The organism is Roseovarius sp. MMSF_3359, assembly GCF_030733385.1.
Lineage (GTDB): Bacteria > Pseudomonadota > Alphaproteobacteria > Rhodobacterales > Rhodobacteraceae > Roseovarius.
Map to the genome: position 1 here is coordinate 41,135 of NZ_JASHJC010000008.1, position 14,425 is coordinate 55,559.

The 14,425-nt window shown below is 61.9% G+C and carries 16 protein-coding genes and 1 tRNA gene; 7 read left to right on the top strand and 10 right to left on the bottom strand.

Annotated elements, in window-relative coordinates:
- Positions 1-131 precede the first annotated feature (131 nt).
- Both RBB29_RS12755 and RBB29_RS12760 read right to left on the bottom strand, forming a co-directional pair.
- Positions 132-914 (bottom strand): crotonase/enoyl-CoA hydratase family protein, encoded by a 783-nt coding sequence (locus RBB29_RS12755; protein WP_306116476.1) that lies wholly within the window; start codon positions 912-914, stop codon positions 132-134.
- A 60-nt stretch (positions 915-974) separates the two neighbouring features.
- Positions 975-1,139: a Tat pathway signal protein gene (locus RBB29_RS12760; RefSeq protein ID WP_306116475.1), complete on the bottom strand. Its 165-nt coding sequence runs from the start codon at positions 1,137-1,139 to the stop codon at positions 975-977.
- A 101-nt stretch (positions 1,140-1,240) separates the two neighbouring features.
- On the opposite strand from RBB29_RS12760, the gene RBB29_RS12765 reads away from it, so the two are divergent.
- From RBB29_RS12765 to RBB29_RS12775, 3 genes are all read left to right on the top strand, one after another.
- Positions 1,241-2,347, top strand: coding sequence for a pyridoxal phosphate-dependent aminotransferase (locus RBB29_RS12765; RefSeq protein ID WP_306116474.1), 1,107 nt, complete (start codon positions 1,241-1,243; stop codon positions 2,345-2,347).
- Between the two features lie 58 nt (positions 2,348-2,405).
- A complete protein-coding gene (locus RBB29_RS12770) occupies positions 2,406-2,582 on the top strand; it encodes a hypothetical protein (protein ID WP_306116473.1) in 177 nt (58 codons plus the stop codon).
- A 160-nt stretch (positions 2,583-2,742) separates the two neighbouring features.
- Positions 2,743-3,426 (top strand): tyrosine-protein phosphatase, encoded by a 684-nt coding sequence (locus tag RBB29_RS12775; protein WP_306116472.1) that lies wholly within the window; start codon positions 2,743-2,745, stop codon positions 3,424-3,426.
- A 9-nt stretch (positions 3,427-3,435) separates the two neighbouring features.
- On the opposite strand, the gene RBB29_RS12780 is transcribed toward RBB29_RS12775, so the two are convergent.
- Positions 3,436-4,107 carry a TIGR04283 family arsenosugar biosynthesis glycosyltransferase gene (locus RBB29_RS12780; RefSeq protein ID WP_306116471.1) on the bottom strand — a complete coding sequence of 224 codons (672 nt, stop codon included), beginning with the start codon at positions 4,105-4,107 and terminating at the stop codon, positions 3,436-3,438.
- A gap of 67 nt (positions 4,108-4,174) precedes the next feature.
- Here RBB29_RS12780 and RBB29_RS12785 point away from each other — a divergent pair, with 67 nt between their 5' ends.
- On the top strand, positions 4,175-4,912 hold the full coding sequence (locus RBB29_RS12785) for a folate-binding protein YgfZ (RefSeq protein ID WP_306116470.1): 738 nt from the start codon (positions 4,175-4,177) through the stop codon (positions 4,910-4,912).
- Positions 4,913-4,961: 49 nt separating this feature from the next.
- Here RBB29_RS12785 and efp read toward each other — a convergent pair whose 3' ends face one another.
- Complete coding sequence (gene efp, locus RBB29_RS12790; protein WP_306116469.1) at positions 4,962-5,525, bottom strand: elongation factor P; 564 nt, start codon at positions 5,523-5,525, stop codon at positions 4,962-4,964.
- Between the two features lie 217 nt (positions 5,526-5,742).
- Between efp and RBB29_RS12795 the strand changes: the two genes are divergently transcribed.
- Positions 5,743-6,063: a DUF6280 family protein gene (locus tag RBB29_RS12795; RefSeq protein WP_085801363.1), complete on the top strand. Its 321-nt coding sequence runs from the start codon at positions 5,743-5,745 to the stop codon at positions 6,061-6,063.
- A gap of 151 nt (positions 6,064-6,214) precedes the next feature.
- Here RBB29_RS12795 and RBB29_RS12800 read toward each other — a convergent pair whose 3' ends face one another.
- Positions 6,215-6,799, bottom strand: a complete 585-nt coding sequence (locus RBB29_RS12800) for a cobalamin biosynthesis protein CobQ (RefSeq protein ID WP_306116468.1) — start codon at positions 6,797-6,799, stop codon at positions 6,215-6,217.
- Between the two features lie 57 nt (positions 6,800-6,856).
- On the opposite strand from RBB29_RS12800, the gene RBB29_RS12805 reads away from it, so the two are divergent.
- Positions 6,857-8,323, top strand: a complete 1,467-nt coding sequence (locus RBB29_RS12805) for a cobyric acid synthase (protein WP_306116467.1) — start codon at positions 6,857-6,859, stop codon at positions 8,321-8,323.
- Here RBB29_RS12805 and RBB29_RS12810 read toward each other — a convergent pair.
- The 3 genes from RBB29_RS12810 to RBB29_RS12820 all read right to left on the bottom strand — a co-directional run bounded on the left by RBB29_RS12810 (position 8,308) and on the right by RBB29_RS12820 (position 11,810).
- On the bottom strand, positions 8,308-9,642 hold the full coding sequence (locus RBB29_RS12810; RefSeq protein ID WP_306116466.1) for a hypothetical protein: 1,335 nt from the start codon (positions 9,640-9,642) through the stop codon (positions 8,308-8,310). The two genes, RBB29_RS12805 and RBB29_RS12810, sit on opposite strands and share 16 nt — an antisense overlap.
- Before the next feature lie 72 nt (positions 9,643-9,714).
- On the bottom strand, positions 9,715-11,121 hold the full coding sequence (locus RBB29_RS12815; protein ID WP_306116465.1) for a TolC family outer membrane protein: 1,407 nt from the start codon (positions 11,119-11,121) through the stop codon (positions 9,715-9,717).
- Positions 11,122-11,156: 35 nt separating this feature from the next.
- On the bottom strand, positions 11,157-11,810 hold the full coding sequence (locus tag RBB29_RS12820) for a protein-L-isoaspartate O-methyltransferase (RefSeq protein WP_306116464.1): 654 nt from the start codon (positions 11,808-11,810) through the stop codon (positions 11,157-11,159).
- A 143-nt stretch (positions 11,811-11,953) separates the two neighbouring features.
- Between RBB29_RS12820 and RBB29_RS12825 the strand changes: the two genes are divergently transcribed.
- Positions 11,954-12,027: transfer RNA gene (locus RBB29_RS12825), tRNA-Cys, on the top strand.
- A gap of 255 nt (positions 12,028-12,282) precedes the next feature.
- On the opposite strand, the gene RBB29_RS12830 is transcribed toward RBB29_RS12825, so the two are convergent.
- Positions 12,283-13,656: an aminotransferase class III-fold pyridoxal phosphate-dependent enzyme gene (locus RBB29_RS12830; protein ID WP_306116463.1), complete on the bottom strand. Its 1,374-nt coding sequence runs from the start codon at positions 13,654-13,656 to the stop codon at positions 12,283-12,285.
- Positions 13,653-14,420 carry a carbon-nitrogen hydrolase family protein gene (locus RBB29_RS12835; protein WP_306116462.1) on the bottom strand — a complete coding sequence of 256 codons (768 nt, stop codon included), beginning with the start codon at positions 14,418-14,420 and terminating at the stop codon, positions 13,653-13,655. Before RBB29_RS12835 ends, RBB29_RS12830 begins: the two co-directional genes overlap by 4 nt.
- Positions 14,421-14,425 lie beyond the last annotated feature (5 nt).

Genomic DNA, 14,425 nt, shown 5'->3' on the forward strand with positions numbered 1-14,425 from the left:
GTGAGGATTCTACAAAAAGCCATGCCGGATGAGCGGACGATTGATATCCGCACAGGAAAGTACCCGGTCGCGCTGGCTGCGCCAGCACTCGGCGCCTGCGGCGGGCGGGGGGCTCGCTGCGCTCGCCCTTTTCAGAATACCGGTTTGCGCTTTGCCATATTGGCAGCAATGACCTCCATCTGGTGCGGTTTGCCGATCAGGTCCGCCTGCTCGCGGCTTTCGGCGAGCAACACCGCGTCCGCATGGGCACCGCTCTCGGCAAATTCGATCAGTCGTTTTGCAGCACGGATCGCGGACGGACTTTTGCCCGCGATATCTTCTGCAATCTCAAGCGCCTTTGCGCGGGGATCCTCGGCAAGTTCGGTGACCAGACCCCAGGTGCAGGCCGTTTCCGCCGGTATCGGCGTGGCGGAATAGATCATGCGGCGAATGACATCGCTGCGCGCCAGGCGCGGCAGCAAGACCATCCCGCCCATGTCGGGGATAAGGCCCCATTTCATCTCCATGATCGCCAGCTTCGCGTCGGGGGCGGCAATGCGGATATCGGCGCCAAGCGCCAGTTGGAACCCGGCGCCATAGACCGCCCCGTGCAGCGCCGCGATGACCGGCACCGGCACGCGCCGCCAAACCATGGCGACCTCCTGGAAGAGATTGGTGTTGCCATGGGTCCGCGGCATCACCAAAGCCTCGGGATCGCCGGCGGCCAGTTGCGCGAAACTCATCACGTCGAGACCGGCGCAGAAGGACTTGCCTTCGCCCGCCAGCACGACGGCGCGGATATCGGCCTCGAGAAGGTCCTGCCCTGTCGCAACGATGGCATCCGCCATCTCGGGATCGACAGCGTTCATCTTGTCGGGGCGGGACAGGGTGACCCGGGCGATGTGATCGGTGATGTCAACGGAAACGCGGCTCATGGAACTTCTCCTCTGTTGGCCCCATGAAAGCCCAAACGCCGACCTACCGCCAGTGGAACGTCAGGGCACGATGCGTTCCACGGCCCGCATCATGCCGAGCGATTTGTCATAGACCAGTGTCAGGATGCGGCGTCCGCCGGTGCGCGTGGCGATTGCGGGCACGGATCGCAGCGTTCCCGCGGCAAGCGTGGCGGCAATGAACCCGCGGCGTGTAAAATCGGGCATGATATCCCCTCCCTGATGACCGAACTGCCATTTGACGTAAACACGCCGCTTTTGTTTTCAAGGGCTTGCGGTGCGCTGCGCGATACCGTTATCTCACCTGCATGACCGGTCCGCGATACACCAAACTCGTCCAATCCCTGCCTGCCAGCGTGCCTTTTGTCGGCCCCGAGGAGCAGGAACGCACCCGCGGCGCGGCTTTTGCGGCGCGGCTTGGGGCAAATGAAAACGTGTTTGGTCCGTCACCCAAGGCCATCGCCGCCATGCGGGCCGCGTCGGGCGAGATCTGGAAATACGGTGACCCGGCGAGCCATGATCTGCGCCAGTCGCTGGCTGCGCATCTGTCGGTCGCGCCGCAAAATATCGTGGTGGGCGAAGGGATTGACGGGTTGCTTGGCTATCTCGTGCGGATGCTGATCGGCCCGGGCGATGCGGTGGTCACCTCGGACGGGGCCTATCCCACGTTCAACTACCATGTGGCGGGCTTCGGCGGGGTGCTGCACAAGGTGCCTTATCGCGACGATCGCGAAGACCCTGAGGCCCTTTTCCGGCGCGCCGCGGAGGTGGGTGCGAAGCTGGTGTATCTTGCGAACCCCGACAACCCGATGGGGACGTGGCAGCGCGGCGAGGATATCCGTGGTGCGCTTGACCTCCTGCCCGACGGCTGCCTGTTGCTGCTCGACGAGGCCTATATCGAATTTGCACCGACCGACGCCGTGCCACAGATCGCCATCGACGACGCCCGTGTCGTCCGGATGCGCACCTTTTCAAAGGCTTACGGCATGGCGGGCGCACGCGTGGGTTATGCCTTCGGGGCCGAGGAGCTGATCCGCAGCTTCGACAAGATCCGCAATCATTTCGGTATGAACCGCGCAGCCCAGATCGGCGCCTCGGCCGCGCTGGAGGATCAGGCGTGGTTGAAGCAGGTTCAAGACCAGGTGGCCGCCTCCCGCGCCGAAATCAGCCGGATCGCGGGTGAAAACGGGCTGAAGGCACTCGCCTCGGCCACGAATTTCGTGGCGGTGGATTGCGGCCAGGACGGCGAGTTTGCGCGCGATGTGCTGACCGGTCTCGTCAACCGTGGCCTCTTTGTCCGCATGCCATTCGTGGCGCCGCAGGACCGCTGCATCCGGATCAGTTGCGGCAGGCCAGAGGATCTGGCGCTTCTGGCGGACGCCCTTCCCGATGCGCTGGCAGATGCCCGCCGTTGACGGGTTTTTGTGGCGGATTTTACCGCGCCACGCTTGTTTTCTGCGCTAAGTTACCACCATGCGAAGAGGAAACCTGCCTTCCGCCCCGAACTACACCAACGCCGCGCTGGTGATGGGGTTGGTGAATTTACTCTGGATTTTCATGACACTGTGGGCTGTCTTTGGATTTCCCTTTGTCCTGCTCACCGGATTTGTGCTCGACCGGATCATCACCCGCATTGGTGCGCGCGGTTAGGGCCAGGATCGCGCCAAGGGTGCCCGGCGGGTCCAACCGACGACGCGCCGCCACACCGCCCTGTCCTCCAACCGATCTTGTGGCTTGTCTTACCCCCGCGCCTTGCCTACATGGTGGCGAGCCGGGCCGGATCAGGCCCCTGACGGAGCGCACGGACCTCATGAGCCTTTTCAAACGCATCGTGGATTGGGAAAAAGATCTGCGTGCCTCCTATAATGTCGATCTCTCGACGCCGGAAAACCGGCGCCGCGCGCATATCTACAACCTGTGGTTCGACCACGCGATCTTGCGCAAATTCTGGACGAATTTCTTTCCCGTCGCCCCCGGCGTTTATCGGTCGAACCAGCCGACCCATGAGCGGTTCGTGAAACTCAAGGCGATGGGGATCAAATCGGTTCTGAACCTGCGCGGATCGGCGGGCGCGGCGCATTACCTGGTCGAGGAGGAAAGCTGCCGCAAACTCGGGCTGAACCTGGTCAATTGCACATTGCATGCGCGCTATGCGGCCCCGCGTGAGGATATCCTGGCGGTGATCCGGGCGTTCCGCGAAATCGAGAAGCCCTTTGTCATGCACTGCAAATCCGGTGCCGACCGGGCGGGTTTTGCCAGTGCGATCTATCTTCTGGTGATCGAAGGCAAGCCGCTCGCAGAGGCGCGCAAGATGCTGAGCGTCAAATACCTGCACCTGAAATGGTCGCGCACCGGCATCCTTGGCTTCATCTTCGACATGTATGAAGAGCGCAATGCGCAGGAACCGATTGATTTCGAAGACTGGGTTGCCACGGAGTATGACAGCACCGAGGCGCAGGCGAAATACAACGCCACCCATAATCCAAAATTCTGAAGGGGCGCTTCAGTAGCGCCGTGCCAACTGCTCGGGGGCCGCGCCGGCAAGGTAGCGCAAAAGCAGGATCAGGTTCCGCAATCCGCGCCGCATCCACCCGTCGCGCCGATACCGGTCCGCGCCGGTGGTGATCGCCAGCGGCAACATCACCAGACGCCCCTTGAGTTTGCGGACGATGGCCACGTCCTCCATCAGGGGAATGTCCGGGAAACCACCGATGGCGTCGTAGTCCGCGCGCGAGATCAGGAGGCCCTGATCGCCATAGGGCAGCCCGAAGAGCCTTGACCGGAGGTTCGCCCAGCCCGCCACCAACGCCGGTGCCATACCACGCGCGTCGAATTTCAGGCGAAAGCAGGCCGGGCGGCCCGCGGCCATTTGGGCCTCCACCGCGTCGCTCCAGCCGTCTGGCAGTTGCGAATCTGCATGTAAAAACAACAGCCAATCGCCGCCCGCGGCCCCGGCCCCTCGGCGCAACTGACCACCGCGCGATGGCGGGCCAGAGACCTGCACCGCGCCTGCCTCTTCGGCAATTGCCATGGTCGCGTCCTGCGACCCGCCATCGGAAATCACCAGTTCACGGATCAACCCGGTCTCAACCCCCGCCATCAACGCGCTCAGGCAAGCGGGCAGCGCCGACGCCGCATTCAGCGTGGGGATGACGACAGATAGTTTTGCGCGCATCTCGGGGGTCCCTGTTGCAGTCACCGACGTGACCTATATTACACGGATAACAAATCCTGGAGGGGTCATGAACCGCACGATCCTCGAAATCGCTGGCAATGATGCCACCACGTTCCTGCAAGGGCTGGTCACCAATGACGTGGCCCGCCTTGACCAGGGGTTGGTCTATGCTGCGCTGCTGACCCCGCAGGGCAAGTACCTGGCGGATTTCTTCCTGATCCAGCACGGCAGCGCCATCCTTCTGGACGTGGATGCCGGTCTTGCGCCGGGCCTGCTTCAGCGGCTCACCATGTACAAGCTGCGGGCGGATGTCATGATCACCCCGTCGGATCTGGGCGTCAGTCGGGGGACGGGCGACACACCACAAGGCGCCCTGCCCGATCCGCGGCATCCTGATCTGGGTTGGCGGCTCTACGGCGGGCAAGCCGACGATGACGGGACAGATTTCGACGCAATTCGCGTGGCCCATTGCATCCCCGAGACCGGGATCGAACTCACCCCCGATACCTTCATCCTCGAAGCCGGGTTCGACCGGCTGAACGGCGTCGATTTCCGCAAAGGCTGCTACGTCGGACAGGAAGTGACCGCGCGGATGAAACACAAGACCGAATTGCGCAAGGGCCTGCGCACCGTCCAGATCGACGGGACCGCGCCGGTCGGCACCGCCATCACTGCGGATGGAAAACCTGCCGGAACGCTTTTCACGCAATCCGAGGGGCAGGCCATCGCCTACCTGCGGTTTGACCGCGCCAAAGGTGCGATGCAGGCGGAAGACGCGCGGATCACACTCCCGAGCGGGGCGTAAAAAAGGGGCCGATGACGGCCCCTCCCTGTCGGTTTTTGCAACCAGTGCGCTAGGCGCGCTCGGAATATTCCATGGTCTCCGTGTTGACCACGATCGCCTCATCCGGGCCGACGAAGGGCGGCACCATGACCTTGACGCCATTGTCGAGGATGGCGGGCTTGAAGCTGTTCGCGGCGGTCTGTCCCTTCACCACCGGTTCGGTCTCGGCGATGGTGCAGGTGACCTTCTGCGGCAAGGTCGCGTTGAGTGCTTCGGCCTCGTAAAACTCCACCGTGATCGTCATGCCATCCTGCAGAAACGGCCGACGATCGCCAAGGATATCAGCGGGAAGTTGGATCTGCTCATAGGTCTCGGCATCCATGAAATGGAGCTGACCGTCATCCTCGTAGAGGAACTGCTGATCTTTCTGCTCCAGCCGGACACGCTCGACCTTGTCGGCGCTGCGGAAACGCTCGTTCAACTTGGAGCCATTGCGCAGATTGCGCAGCTCGACCTGGGCAAAAGCGCCGCCCTTACCGGGCTTTACATGGTCGACCTTCACGGCGGACCAAAGCCCGTCATTATGTTCCAGAACATTGCCTGGGCGGATCTCGTTTCCGTTGATTTTCGGCATTGGGCAAAACCTTGGCAAAAGGTTGATCGGAGTTTGACATACCCTATATCTGGGGACATGACAGGGCGCAAGACGACGAAATATCGTGCTGCAAGTGCGAAAGGTATGCGATTAATGCATGGAAGCTATGCATTTAAAGCCTATCCGAATCACTGAAAGATCGTCATAAAGGGCGCCACGCCAAAATTACAAGAGCAAAGAAAAACAAGGACGAACCATGAAGGATTTCGTTGACGGCACAGCCTTCAAAAGTGAACAGGGCAATCGTGCACGTAAACTTTTCGCAGCCGTCGTACTGGCTGCACTGGACGACGCCATTTCTGATGACAAGAAATATGGCAACGGACCGGAACAGATCGCCCGCTGGGCGCGCTCCCGCGATGGCCGCGAGGTGCTGACCTGTGCCGGGATCGACCCGAACGAACGTGTCGTTTCGGGACTGATGGAATTTGTCTCGAAAGGCGTTCGGACATCGGTCGCGCTTTCGCGTGAAGAAAGCGAACGCCGCAATGCGGCCGCTCAGGCCGAAGCCGCCTGACGCAAGAAAACCCGAAGAGGTTTCGAAAGCCCTGCCTTCGGCGGGGCTTTTCTTTTGCCGTCGAATGGGCATTTGGATGACGCCTCGCAGCGCCATACAGCAGGAGAGGTTCTGACCTCGCGCCACTCAACCCAAGGTAGCGCCCGCCCTGTCAGGTGCCGCCCGTCGCAAAGATAAAGACCCAAAAGAAGACCGGCGCCAATTGCATCGCCGCGGCCACGCAGATCACCGCGCGCGACCTGAGGCTGCCAAAGCGGAAGAAGAGCAGAATGCAAAACCCGAAGGAGACCAGCATCTCGATCGGGCCCACGATATCGCCGTAATGCTGCCTGTCCCAATAGCTGACCGGGCTGTGAAATACCCAATCGCTGAGCGGCCAGAAATGCGCGCGCCCGTCGTCGTGGTGCAGCGGAAAATCGAATGCCAGGTGCAGCAGCCCTGCCCCGGCAAAAACCATCGCCGTGGTGGATCTGAACCACCATGCCAGCCCCAGGCCAATCCCCCAGAGAATGAACGAGTTGTCGATCTTGAACACCATCTGCCAGGCATCGGAAAAGTAAAGCGTATCAAACACATACCCCGGGCTGTACCCCAGCACGAAGAGCGAGATACCTGCCATGAGATAAAGCGACAGGTCCGGCGCCAGCGCCCCGGCGAGCGCCGCGATCGTCCGGGGGCGTTCGTGGGGGCGGGCAAAGGCCGCGGCGGCAAAAATCAGATGGGCGGGTGTGTTCATGTCTTTCCCTCGGCGCAGGTGGCCTTTATCACCTGATGAGGGAGTATGGGGCAGACCATGACAAAAGCAATCATGATCCAGGGGGCGGGCTCGAATGTGGGCAAGTCGATGGTTGTCGCGGGCCTCGCCCGGGCTTTTGCCAATCGCGGTCTGTCGGTTGCCCCCTTCAAGCCGCAGAACATGTCCAACAATGCTGCGGTAACCACGAATGGTGGCGAAATCGGGCGGGCGCAGGCCCTGCAGGCGATGGCCAGCCGGCGCGCGCCGCATACGGACATGAACCCAGTTCTGCTAAAGCCGGAATCCGAGATCGGCGCGCAGATCATCCTCAATGGCGAGCGGTTCGCGACGATGCGTGCGGCGGACTATGGCAAGGCGAAGTCGCAGCTCTTGCCGCCTGTTCTGGAGAGTTTTCACAGGCTTTGCGGCACCGCCGACCTGGTCCTGATCGAAGGGGCTGGCAGCCCGGCCGAGATCAACCTGCGATCCGGTGATATCGCCAATATGGGCTTTGCCGAGGCGGCGGGTGTGCCGGTGATCCTCATCGGCGACATCGACCGTGGGGGCGTGATCGCGCAGATCGTTGGCACGCAGGTCATTCTGCCCAAGGCTGATGCGGATCTCATCAAAGCCTTTGCAATCAACAAGTTCCGGGGTGACACTCAACTATTCGATGACGGTCTCAGGGAAACGGTACGCCGGACCGGCTGGCCCTCGCTTGGTGTCATCCCGTGGTTTGATCAGGCGTGGCGGCTGCCGGCGGAGGATGTGCTCGACATTTCCTCGGCCAGCGGTGGCGCATGCAAGATTGCGGTTCCCCGCCTGTCGCGCATCGCCAATTTCGACGATCTCGATCCGCTGTCGTCGGAGCCGGGCGTACAGGTGGAGATCATCCAGCCCGGACGCCCCTTGCCCGGCGATGCAACGCTGGTGCTGATCCCCGGCAGTAAATCCACCATCGGTGACCTTGCGGATTTTCGCGCCAATGGCTGGGATATCGACCTCGCCGCGCATATCCGGCGCGGGGGCCATGTGCTGGGTCTGTGTGGCGGGTATCAGATGCTGGGCCAGAGCGTTGCCGACCCGGAGGGAATCGAAGGCGCCCCATCCGAGGTCAATGGGCTGGGGCATCTGGATATCCGCACGGTTATGAAGCCAAAAAAGCGGGTGGTTCTGACCCAGGCCACCTATACGGCCACGGGCGACCCGGTTGAAGGCTACGAGATCCACCTGGGAGAGACCGATGGCCCGGATTGCGACCGGGCCTGGCTGTCGGTGAATGGTCAGCGCGCGGGGGCGGCGAGCGCCGACGGGCGTATCCGGGGATGTTACCTGCACGGGCTCTTCACGTCGGACACTTTCCGGGCCTCATTCCTGGCCGAACTGGGCGCGACGTCGCAAATCGCCTATGGCGCCGATGTCGAAGACACGTTGGATGCGTTGGCGCAGCACCTTGAAAGTCACATGGACCTTGATTTGCTGCTGGAACTGGCCGAGACGCCGCGGAGTTATTCCAACTCCTGACTGGCCAATGCGCGGTGGATTTCACGACGCACGAGCTTGCGCACGTTGCGGGTGATCCGCTCTCCCAAAGCGCCCTGCAACTCCTGTCTGACGATCTCGCTGACCATGTCACGCAGCGACTCTTCGTCGAGCATTGCTTCTTCCGTCGCCAAGGTCTCAGCTGCTTCGTCGGCCGCGTGTTCCCGGGCGCGGTTCTCGTCATCGGCCTGGCGCGCTCCTGATTGCGACCGGAAGACAAACGGGGCCGGATCCGTGTCGGACATCATTTCCTGCAGGTCATCCACACCCGATTGATCCGCGTCTTCGACCGCTGTTTGGGTCTCCGTGACAGGCGGCACACGCGCCAGATCGGCCATGACCCGCGCCAGATCGGCGTCGTCATCCTCCGCGGATACCTCCGCTGTTGCCTCATCATCCGTTTCGCCTTGGTCACTGTCGGTCTGCGCCGCCTCGTCCTCGGCTTCCGGAACTTCCAGATCTTCTGCCGGGTCCGCCGCCGCTGCGGTCTCCTCGACTATCATATCGGCCGGATCGCCTTCGACGTCATCTGCATCATCCTCGGACACAGCCGCCTCATCGGCCTCGTCCGCATCCTCTTGCCAGGGAAGCGGGCCAACCGGGCTGGCAGCATTGTCATCTTCGGTGGTGCCGTCCGGGTCCCAGGCGTCTTCGGTCGTGGCAATGATCGCCTCAAACTCCGCAGCGCGGCGCTGCAGGTTGTTGGCGGCTTCATCGTCGGCCGTCTCGCCCGCGCTGTCCGCGCGTTCGTGATCTTCCAGAACGCGAAAGTCCGGCGGGTTTTCGCCATCGTCTGCGGCGTCCTGCACGGTCAGCGATGCTTCGTCTATTTCATTAGAATTCTCGGTAGTTTCGGACAGGATCGCGTCCAGCGTATCCAGAGAATCTGTGTCCTCGGCAGTGACGTCCGTCTCCTCCTCAGCAACCTTGGCGTCATCCGTCGCCTCAAGCTCTTCATCCGGCGCCGCAGCGTCGGCAATCTTTTCAAAAAACGCCTCGTCAGAGGCCGCTTCGGTTTCTGTCGCTGTCACGTCCTCGGGCGCATCTTCGACAGGCTCGGCGGCGCCGTCATCATCGGCCAGAAGTTCGGTAATATCCTGATCTTCAACGGCATTCTCGGCACTCTCAGCCACGTCATCGGCGGGTTCATCGACCCTCAGCGCAGGGGTCAGGACCAACTTCTCCGCCACGTCTTCCTGCGCTTCACCCTCACCGCGCTCAGCCTGGTCCGACGTGGACACAAGCCGGCGGATTGAGGACAGGACGTCTTCGATTTCCACGTTTGTTACGGGTTTCGACATGTCTGAATACCACTCTTGCCTGAGCATAGTTTATCTATGCGCACCATCTCACACAACCGATTAGAAAAGGATTTAGTTTTTGCCCAGGGCCCGCAAAACTTTGTCCAGCTGCCGCCCCTGCTTGCTGCTGTTGGTCGGCGCGTCCTTGACCAGATTGTAGTAAGCGGTCGCATCATAGGTCTGCACACCCAGATTGAGGTCTTTGGCCGTCAACTGCCCGGTGGCCGCCAGCACCCCGTAGGCAGCGATGTAAACATCGACCTGCGCCGAGATCAGGTTGGCGCGGGCATCGAGCAACTCCTGCTCGGTGTCCAGAACGTCAAGCGTGGTCCGGGCGCCCAGTTTGGCCTCTTCGCGGACACCGTTGAACGCGACCGTCGCGGCGCGGACGCCCTCTTCACCGGCAGCCGCAGCAGCCCGGGCCGCCCGCAGGTTCGCATAGGCGTTACCGACATTCTGCTGCACCAGATGACGTACTTCGTGCAACGCGCCACGCTGTGCATCGCGCTGCGCCATCGCCTGGCGTGTCGCCGCGCTCAGCCGTCCCCCCTGATAGATCGGGCCGGTGACTTCGATCCCGACCGATCCGTTGCGGGCAAAATTGGAACCGCCAAGCTCTTCCTCGGCGCTCAAGCGCGTCGCCAGGTTGACGGTCGGGCGGACCGCGGCCTTGGCGACCTGGATGTTCAGGTCGGCCACCGCCACGTTATGGCGGGCCTGCAACATGTCGGGATGCTGACGCACGGCAACCGCCTTGGCGGCCTCCACGTCCCCCGACAAACGCGGCAGACGGGACGGCGGAACCAGGTTGCCGGGTTTACGGCCGACGGCGGCGCGAAACTCCTCGACCGCCTGCAGCAGATCACCCTGCGCAAGCGCCAGCCCGCTGCGGGCATTGGCCAGACGCGATTCCGCCTGTGCCACATCGGTCCGCGTCACCTCACCGACTTCGAACCGGTCCTTCGCAGCGCGCAGCTCTTCCTGCAGCAGCCTCAGGTTGTTTCGACGGATGGAAACGAACTCGTTGTTGCGGCGCACATTCATATAGGCCGTAACCGCACGTAAAAGCACCTGTTGCTCGATCGAGATCAACCCCTGGCGCGTCGCCAGAACCAATTCCTTTTGCGATTCAATCTGCAGCCGCGTCCGCCCGAAATCGAAAAGCAGCAGCGTTCCCGTAATCCCGACATTGATGTCGGTCGAGTGGCTGTTATTTGTGCCCGTTCTATTGCGGTTACGTCCGAACGATCGGGTGAGATCCGACGACCAACTGATGATCGGGCGCAGCCCCGAGACGGCAATCGCCACGTCCTCATCGGCGGCACGCAAAAGCGCCCGGTTTTGGCGCAGAAGGCCACTGTGGTCATAGGCACTCGCCAGCGCATCGGCCAAAGTCTCAGCCGTGGCAACCGCCGGCGCGCCAACGGTCAACGCGATCGTCAGCCCCGCCACCTTGAGCGTTGAAAAAATGCCTCTCATCACAGCCGCCTCCAATTGACCGGGCCTTCTGGCCCTCAGAACGTAAACGCCGCGTGTCTTTCGAACCCTGGCATCACAGGGGCGCCTGCGTTGAATGAAAACCGCCAGTTGATCCGGCCATCAATCTTGTAGCCGACGCGCACCACGCCCAATGCGCCTTCCATGAACAGGCAGCCGATCCGCCCGCCATCCTTGAGCTGGTCGGTCAGACCTTCCGGCAGGTGTTCAACCGCGCCCTGGATGGTGATGACGTCATAAGGGCCATGCTCCGGCGCGCCTGCGGTCAACGGTCCCTCGTGCAGGATCACGTTGTCGGCGCCGTTCTCGACCAGAAGCCCGGTGGCCTCTGCCACCATGTCCGCGTTGTCCTCGACCGCGACAACCGCTTCGGCCATCCGCGCCATTACGGCGGCGGAATAGCCCAGGGCCGATCCGATATCCAGAACGAGCTCATCGCCCCGGATTTCCAGCGCATCCAGCATCTTGGCCAATGTCCGCGGCTCCAGCATCACGCGCCCGCCGCCCAGGTCGATATTCTCGCCCACATAGGCCGCTTCGCGCAGGCCACGCGGCACAAACGCCTCACGCGGGACGGAAAGCATCGCATCAATGATCGGGAACTTGGTCACATCCGACGGACGGATCTGGGTATCAACCATCATCGTGCGGCGCTCGGTATAGTCGGTCATCTGCTAAACTCTTGCGTTCGGAATCCTTGTCCACGGTTGTGGCACAGAAGGGGCGCATGAACAATGCCTGCCAACGGCGATTTCCTGCCCCAGACCTCTTGCGCAGTCCCGGGTGATCGGATAATCCGCCTACACCACAAGGCGGCGAGTTGGCGGAGTGGTGACGCAGCGGATTGCAAATCCGTGTACACCGGTTCGATTCCGGTACTCGCCTCCATTAAAAATCAATGACTTGGATATCTTTTTCGTTGACGGTAGCCCGGCTAGGCAAGCTCTCGCTTCACCGGCAATCCTGTGCCGCGGGTGATTTTTGATCGCTGGTGTCATCTCCTATCAGCAAGGTCTCACAGGAAATCGGTTGTTCCGTGACCTCCTGCCTAAAGGTGGAGCCAAAACGCAGAAGGCAGGTTTATCCTGTTCTGGGAAGCTTCGCGGCGATGCGGAGTTGGGGGGCTTTAATCAGAACCCCCCTCTAGATGCCTAGTTCACCCGCCACAGTCTGGATACTTTCGCGCAGGATGCCTTCGACGTCCGAGATCATCGCCTCGTCCATGATGAGCGTGGGTGACAGGATCAGGATGTTGCCCAAGGCCCGGGCGATCAGGCCCCTTTCCTGGGCCTCCTGTGCCACTTTCGATCCGATCATCGCGTCCGAGTCAAACTCCTCCCGCGTTTCCTTGTTCTTGACGAACTCGATCCCCATCATGAAATGCGATCCGCGCACTTCGCCGACCATGTCGATATCATCGAGACCCCGCAGGGCGTTTTCGAAAACCTTGCCCGTCGTCTGGACCCGCTCGGGGATGCCCTCCCGCTCGAGGATGTCGATATTGGCGAGCCCTGCCGCCGCCGCCGCCGGGTGGCCGGAATAGGTCATGCCGTGCAGGAACATCGCGTCCGGCCCCGAGATCACGTCATGGATTTCACTTGAGATGATCGTCGCCGAGAGCGGCTGATAGCCCGATGTCAGACCCTTGGCGGTGGTGATGATGTCCGGCACGCAGTCATAGGCATCCTCTGACGCGAACATATGGCCGAGCCGCCCCCAGGCGGTCACCACCTCATCGGCGACATAGGCGATGTCATGCTCGGCAGTAACTTCGCGCATGCGCTTGTGATAGCCCGCCGGTGCGGTGATGACCCCACCCGCGCCCTGGATCGGTTCGGCAAAGAAAGCACAGATCTTGTCAGCGCCGATCTTCGCGATCGTGTCGAGCATGTCCTGCTCCAGGATTTCGAGGAACTCGGCGTCAGTCATCTCGGGCGCTTCGCGGTATTTATGCGGGGCCTTCAGGTGATGCACGAGGCCATCGGCCGCCGTGTGCCAGCCCTCGGAATAGGCCGGCGTGGTCAGCGCCATCGCCAGATGGGTCGAGCCGTGATAGCCGCCCATGCGCGACAGCACCTGCCGTTTCTCGGGCTTGCCCCTGAGGATGTTGTAGTGATGCAGCATCCGGACCGCCGTATCGTTCGCCACCGATCCGGAATTGGCAAAATAGACATGGTTGAGCTGCCCCGGTGCGAGGGAGGCCACCTTTTCCGCAAGGGCCGCTGCGGCGGGGTGGGTGAAGTTGTAGAAGGTCGAATAATAGTCGAGCGTCCTGAGTTGATCGGTGATCGCGTCGATGATCTCGTCGCGGCCATGGCCCACGTTCACGCACCAAAGCCCGCCGATCCCGTCGATCAGCTTGTTGCCCTCGCTATCGGTCACATGCGCGCCCTTGGCCGAGACGATCGCGGTGCGTGCGCCGTCCTGCTTGAGCGCGTTCAGGTTGGCAAAGGATTGGATCAGATGGGTGTCGGATGTCAGCACATCGTCGGTACGGCTTGGAATATCGAGTGTCATTCTGGGATCTCCCTGTAGTCGGCCAGTTGCGTCGAAAGCAGGGCCGGGTCGGCATCATGGGCGATGTCGGTCACGATGAGGGTTTCGGTGGTATGGGCCGCGGCAAGCACACTGCCGTCGGGGGCGGCAACAAGAGAATGACCGCCAAAAAGCAGGTCCCCTTCCGTGCCGCAGTAATTGGCATAGGCAATGGTCACCGCATGGGTGTAGGCCTGCGCCGGAACGGTCAGGCGCGAGACGTTTTCGAACCCGGCGGGGTTGGCCGTCGGGACAAGCACAAGGTCCACGCCCTTGCGGGCCAGCGCCTGCAGATGATGGGAAAACTCGACATCATAGCAGATCATCAAGGCGCAGGTACGGCCATCGAATTCGAAGAGGCTATAGGCGTCACCGAAGGCAAAACTGGCCTTTTCCATCGGACCGAAAAGCTGCACCTTGCGGTAATGCGCCAGCACGGCGCCATCGGGACCAAATGCCGTTGCGGCGTTGTAGACCGCATCCCCGTCCCGCTCGGCCCAGCCGATGGTCAGCCCGCACCCCGAGGCGCGGGCCATTTCCGCCAGGCGGTTGCACCAGTCCCCGCCCCGGGGCTGAGACTGGCCAAGGTGCAGGGCGGGCTGATTGTAGCCCGGCAGGTAAAGTTCGGGGAAGGTGACCATGCGAGCACCGGCTCGGGCCGCAGCATCAAGCTGCTGGCGGATCCGCGCAAGACCCGCCTCCGCGTCGCCCCCTGTGGGTGGCCCCTGGTATATCCCGATCTTCATCTGCC

Coding starts and splice junctions, on each gene's coding strand:
- RBB29_RS12755 (WP_306116476.1), bottom strand. CDS start 914: ATGAGCCGCGTTTCCGTTGACATCACCGATCACATCGCCCGGGTCACC.
- RBB29_RS12760 (WP_306116475.1), bottom strand. CDS start 1,139: ATGCCCGATTTTACACGCCGCGGGTTCATTGCCGCCACGCTTGCCGCG.
- RBB29_RS12765 (WP_306116474.1), top strand. CDS start 1,241: ATGACCGGTCCGCGATACACCAAACTCGTCCAATCCCTGCCTGCCAGC.
- RBB29_RS12770 (WP_306116473.1), top strand. CDS start 2,406: ATGCGAAGAGGAAACCTGCCTTCCGCCCCGAACTACACCAACGCCGCG.
- RBB29_RS12775 (WP_306116472.1), top strand. CDS start 2,743: ATGAGCCTTTTCAAACGCATCGTGGATTGGGAAAAAGATCTGCGTGCC.
- RBB29_RS12780 (WP_306116471.1), bottom strand. CDS start 4,107: ATGCGCGCAAAACTATCTGTCGTCATCCCCACGCTGAATGCGGCGTCG.
- RBB29_RS12785 (WP_306116470.1), top strand. CDS start 4,175: ATGAACCGCACGATCCTCGAAATCGCTGGCAATGATGCCACCACGTTC.
- efp (WP_306116469.1), bottom strand. CDS start 5,525: ATGCCGAAAATCAACGGAAACGAGATCCGCCCAGGCAATGTTCTGGAA.
- RBB29_RS12795 (WP_085801363.1), top strand. CDS start 5,743: ATGAAGGATTTCGTTGACGGCACAGCCTTCAAAAGTGAACAGGGCAAT.
- RBB29_RS12800 (WP_306116468.1), bottom strand. CDS start 6,799: ATGAACACACCCGCCCATCTGATTTTTGCCGCCGCGGCCTTTGCCCGC.
- RBB29_RS12805 (WP_306116467.1), top strand. CDS start 6,857: ATGACAAAAGCAATCATGATCCAGGGGGCGGGCTCGAATGTGGGCAAG.
- RBB29_RS12810 (WP_306116466.1), bottom strand. CDS start 9,642: ATGTCGAAACCCGTAACAAACGTGGAAATCGAAGACGTCCTGTCCTCA.
- RBB29_RS12815 (WP_306116465.1), bottom strand. CDS start 11,121: ATGAGAGGCATTTTTTCAACGCTCAAGGTGGCGGGGCTGACGATCGCG.
- RBB29_RS12820 (WP_306116464.1), bottom strand. CDS start 11,810: ATGACCGACTATACCGAGCGCCGCACGATGATGGTTGATACCCAGATC.
- RBB29_RS12830 (WP_306116463.1), bottom strand. CDS start 13,656: ATGACACTCGATATTCCAAGCCGTACCGACGATGTGCTGACATCCGAC.
- RBB29_RS12835 (WP_306116462.1), bottom strand. CDS start 14,420: ATGAAGATCGGGATATACCAGGGGCCACCCACAGGGGGCGACGCGGAG.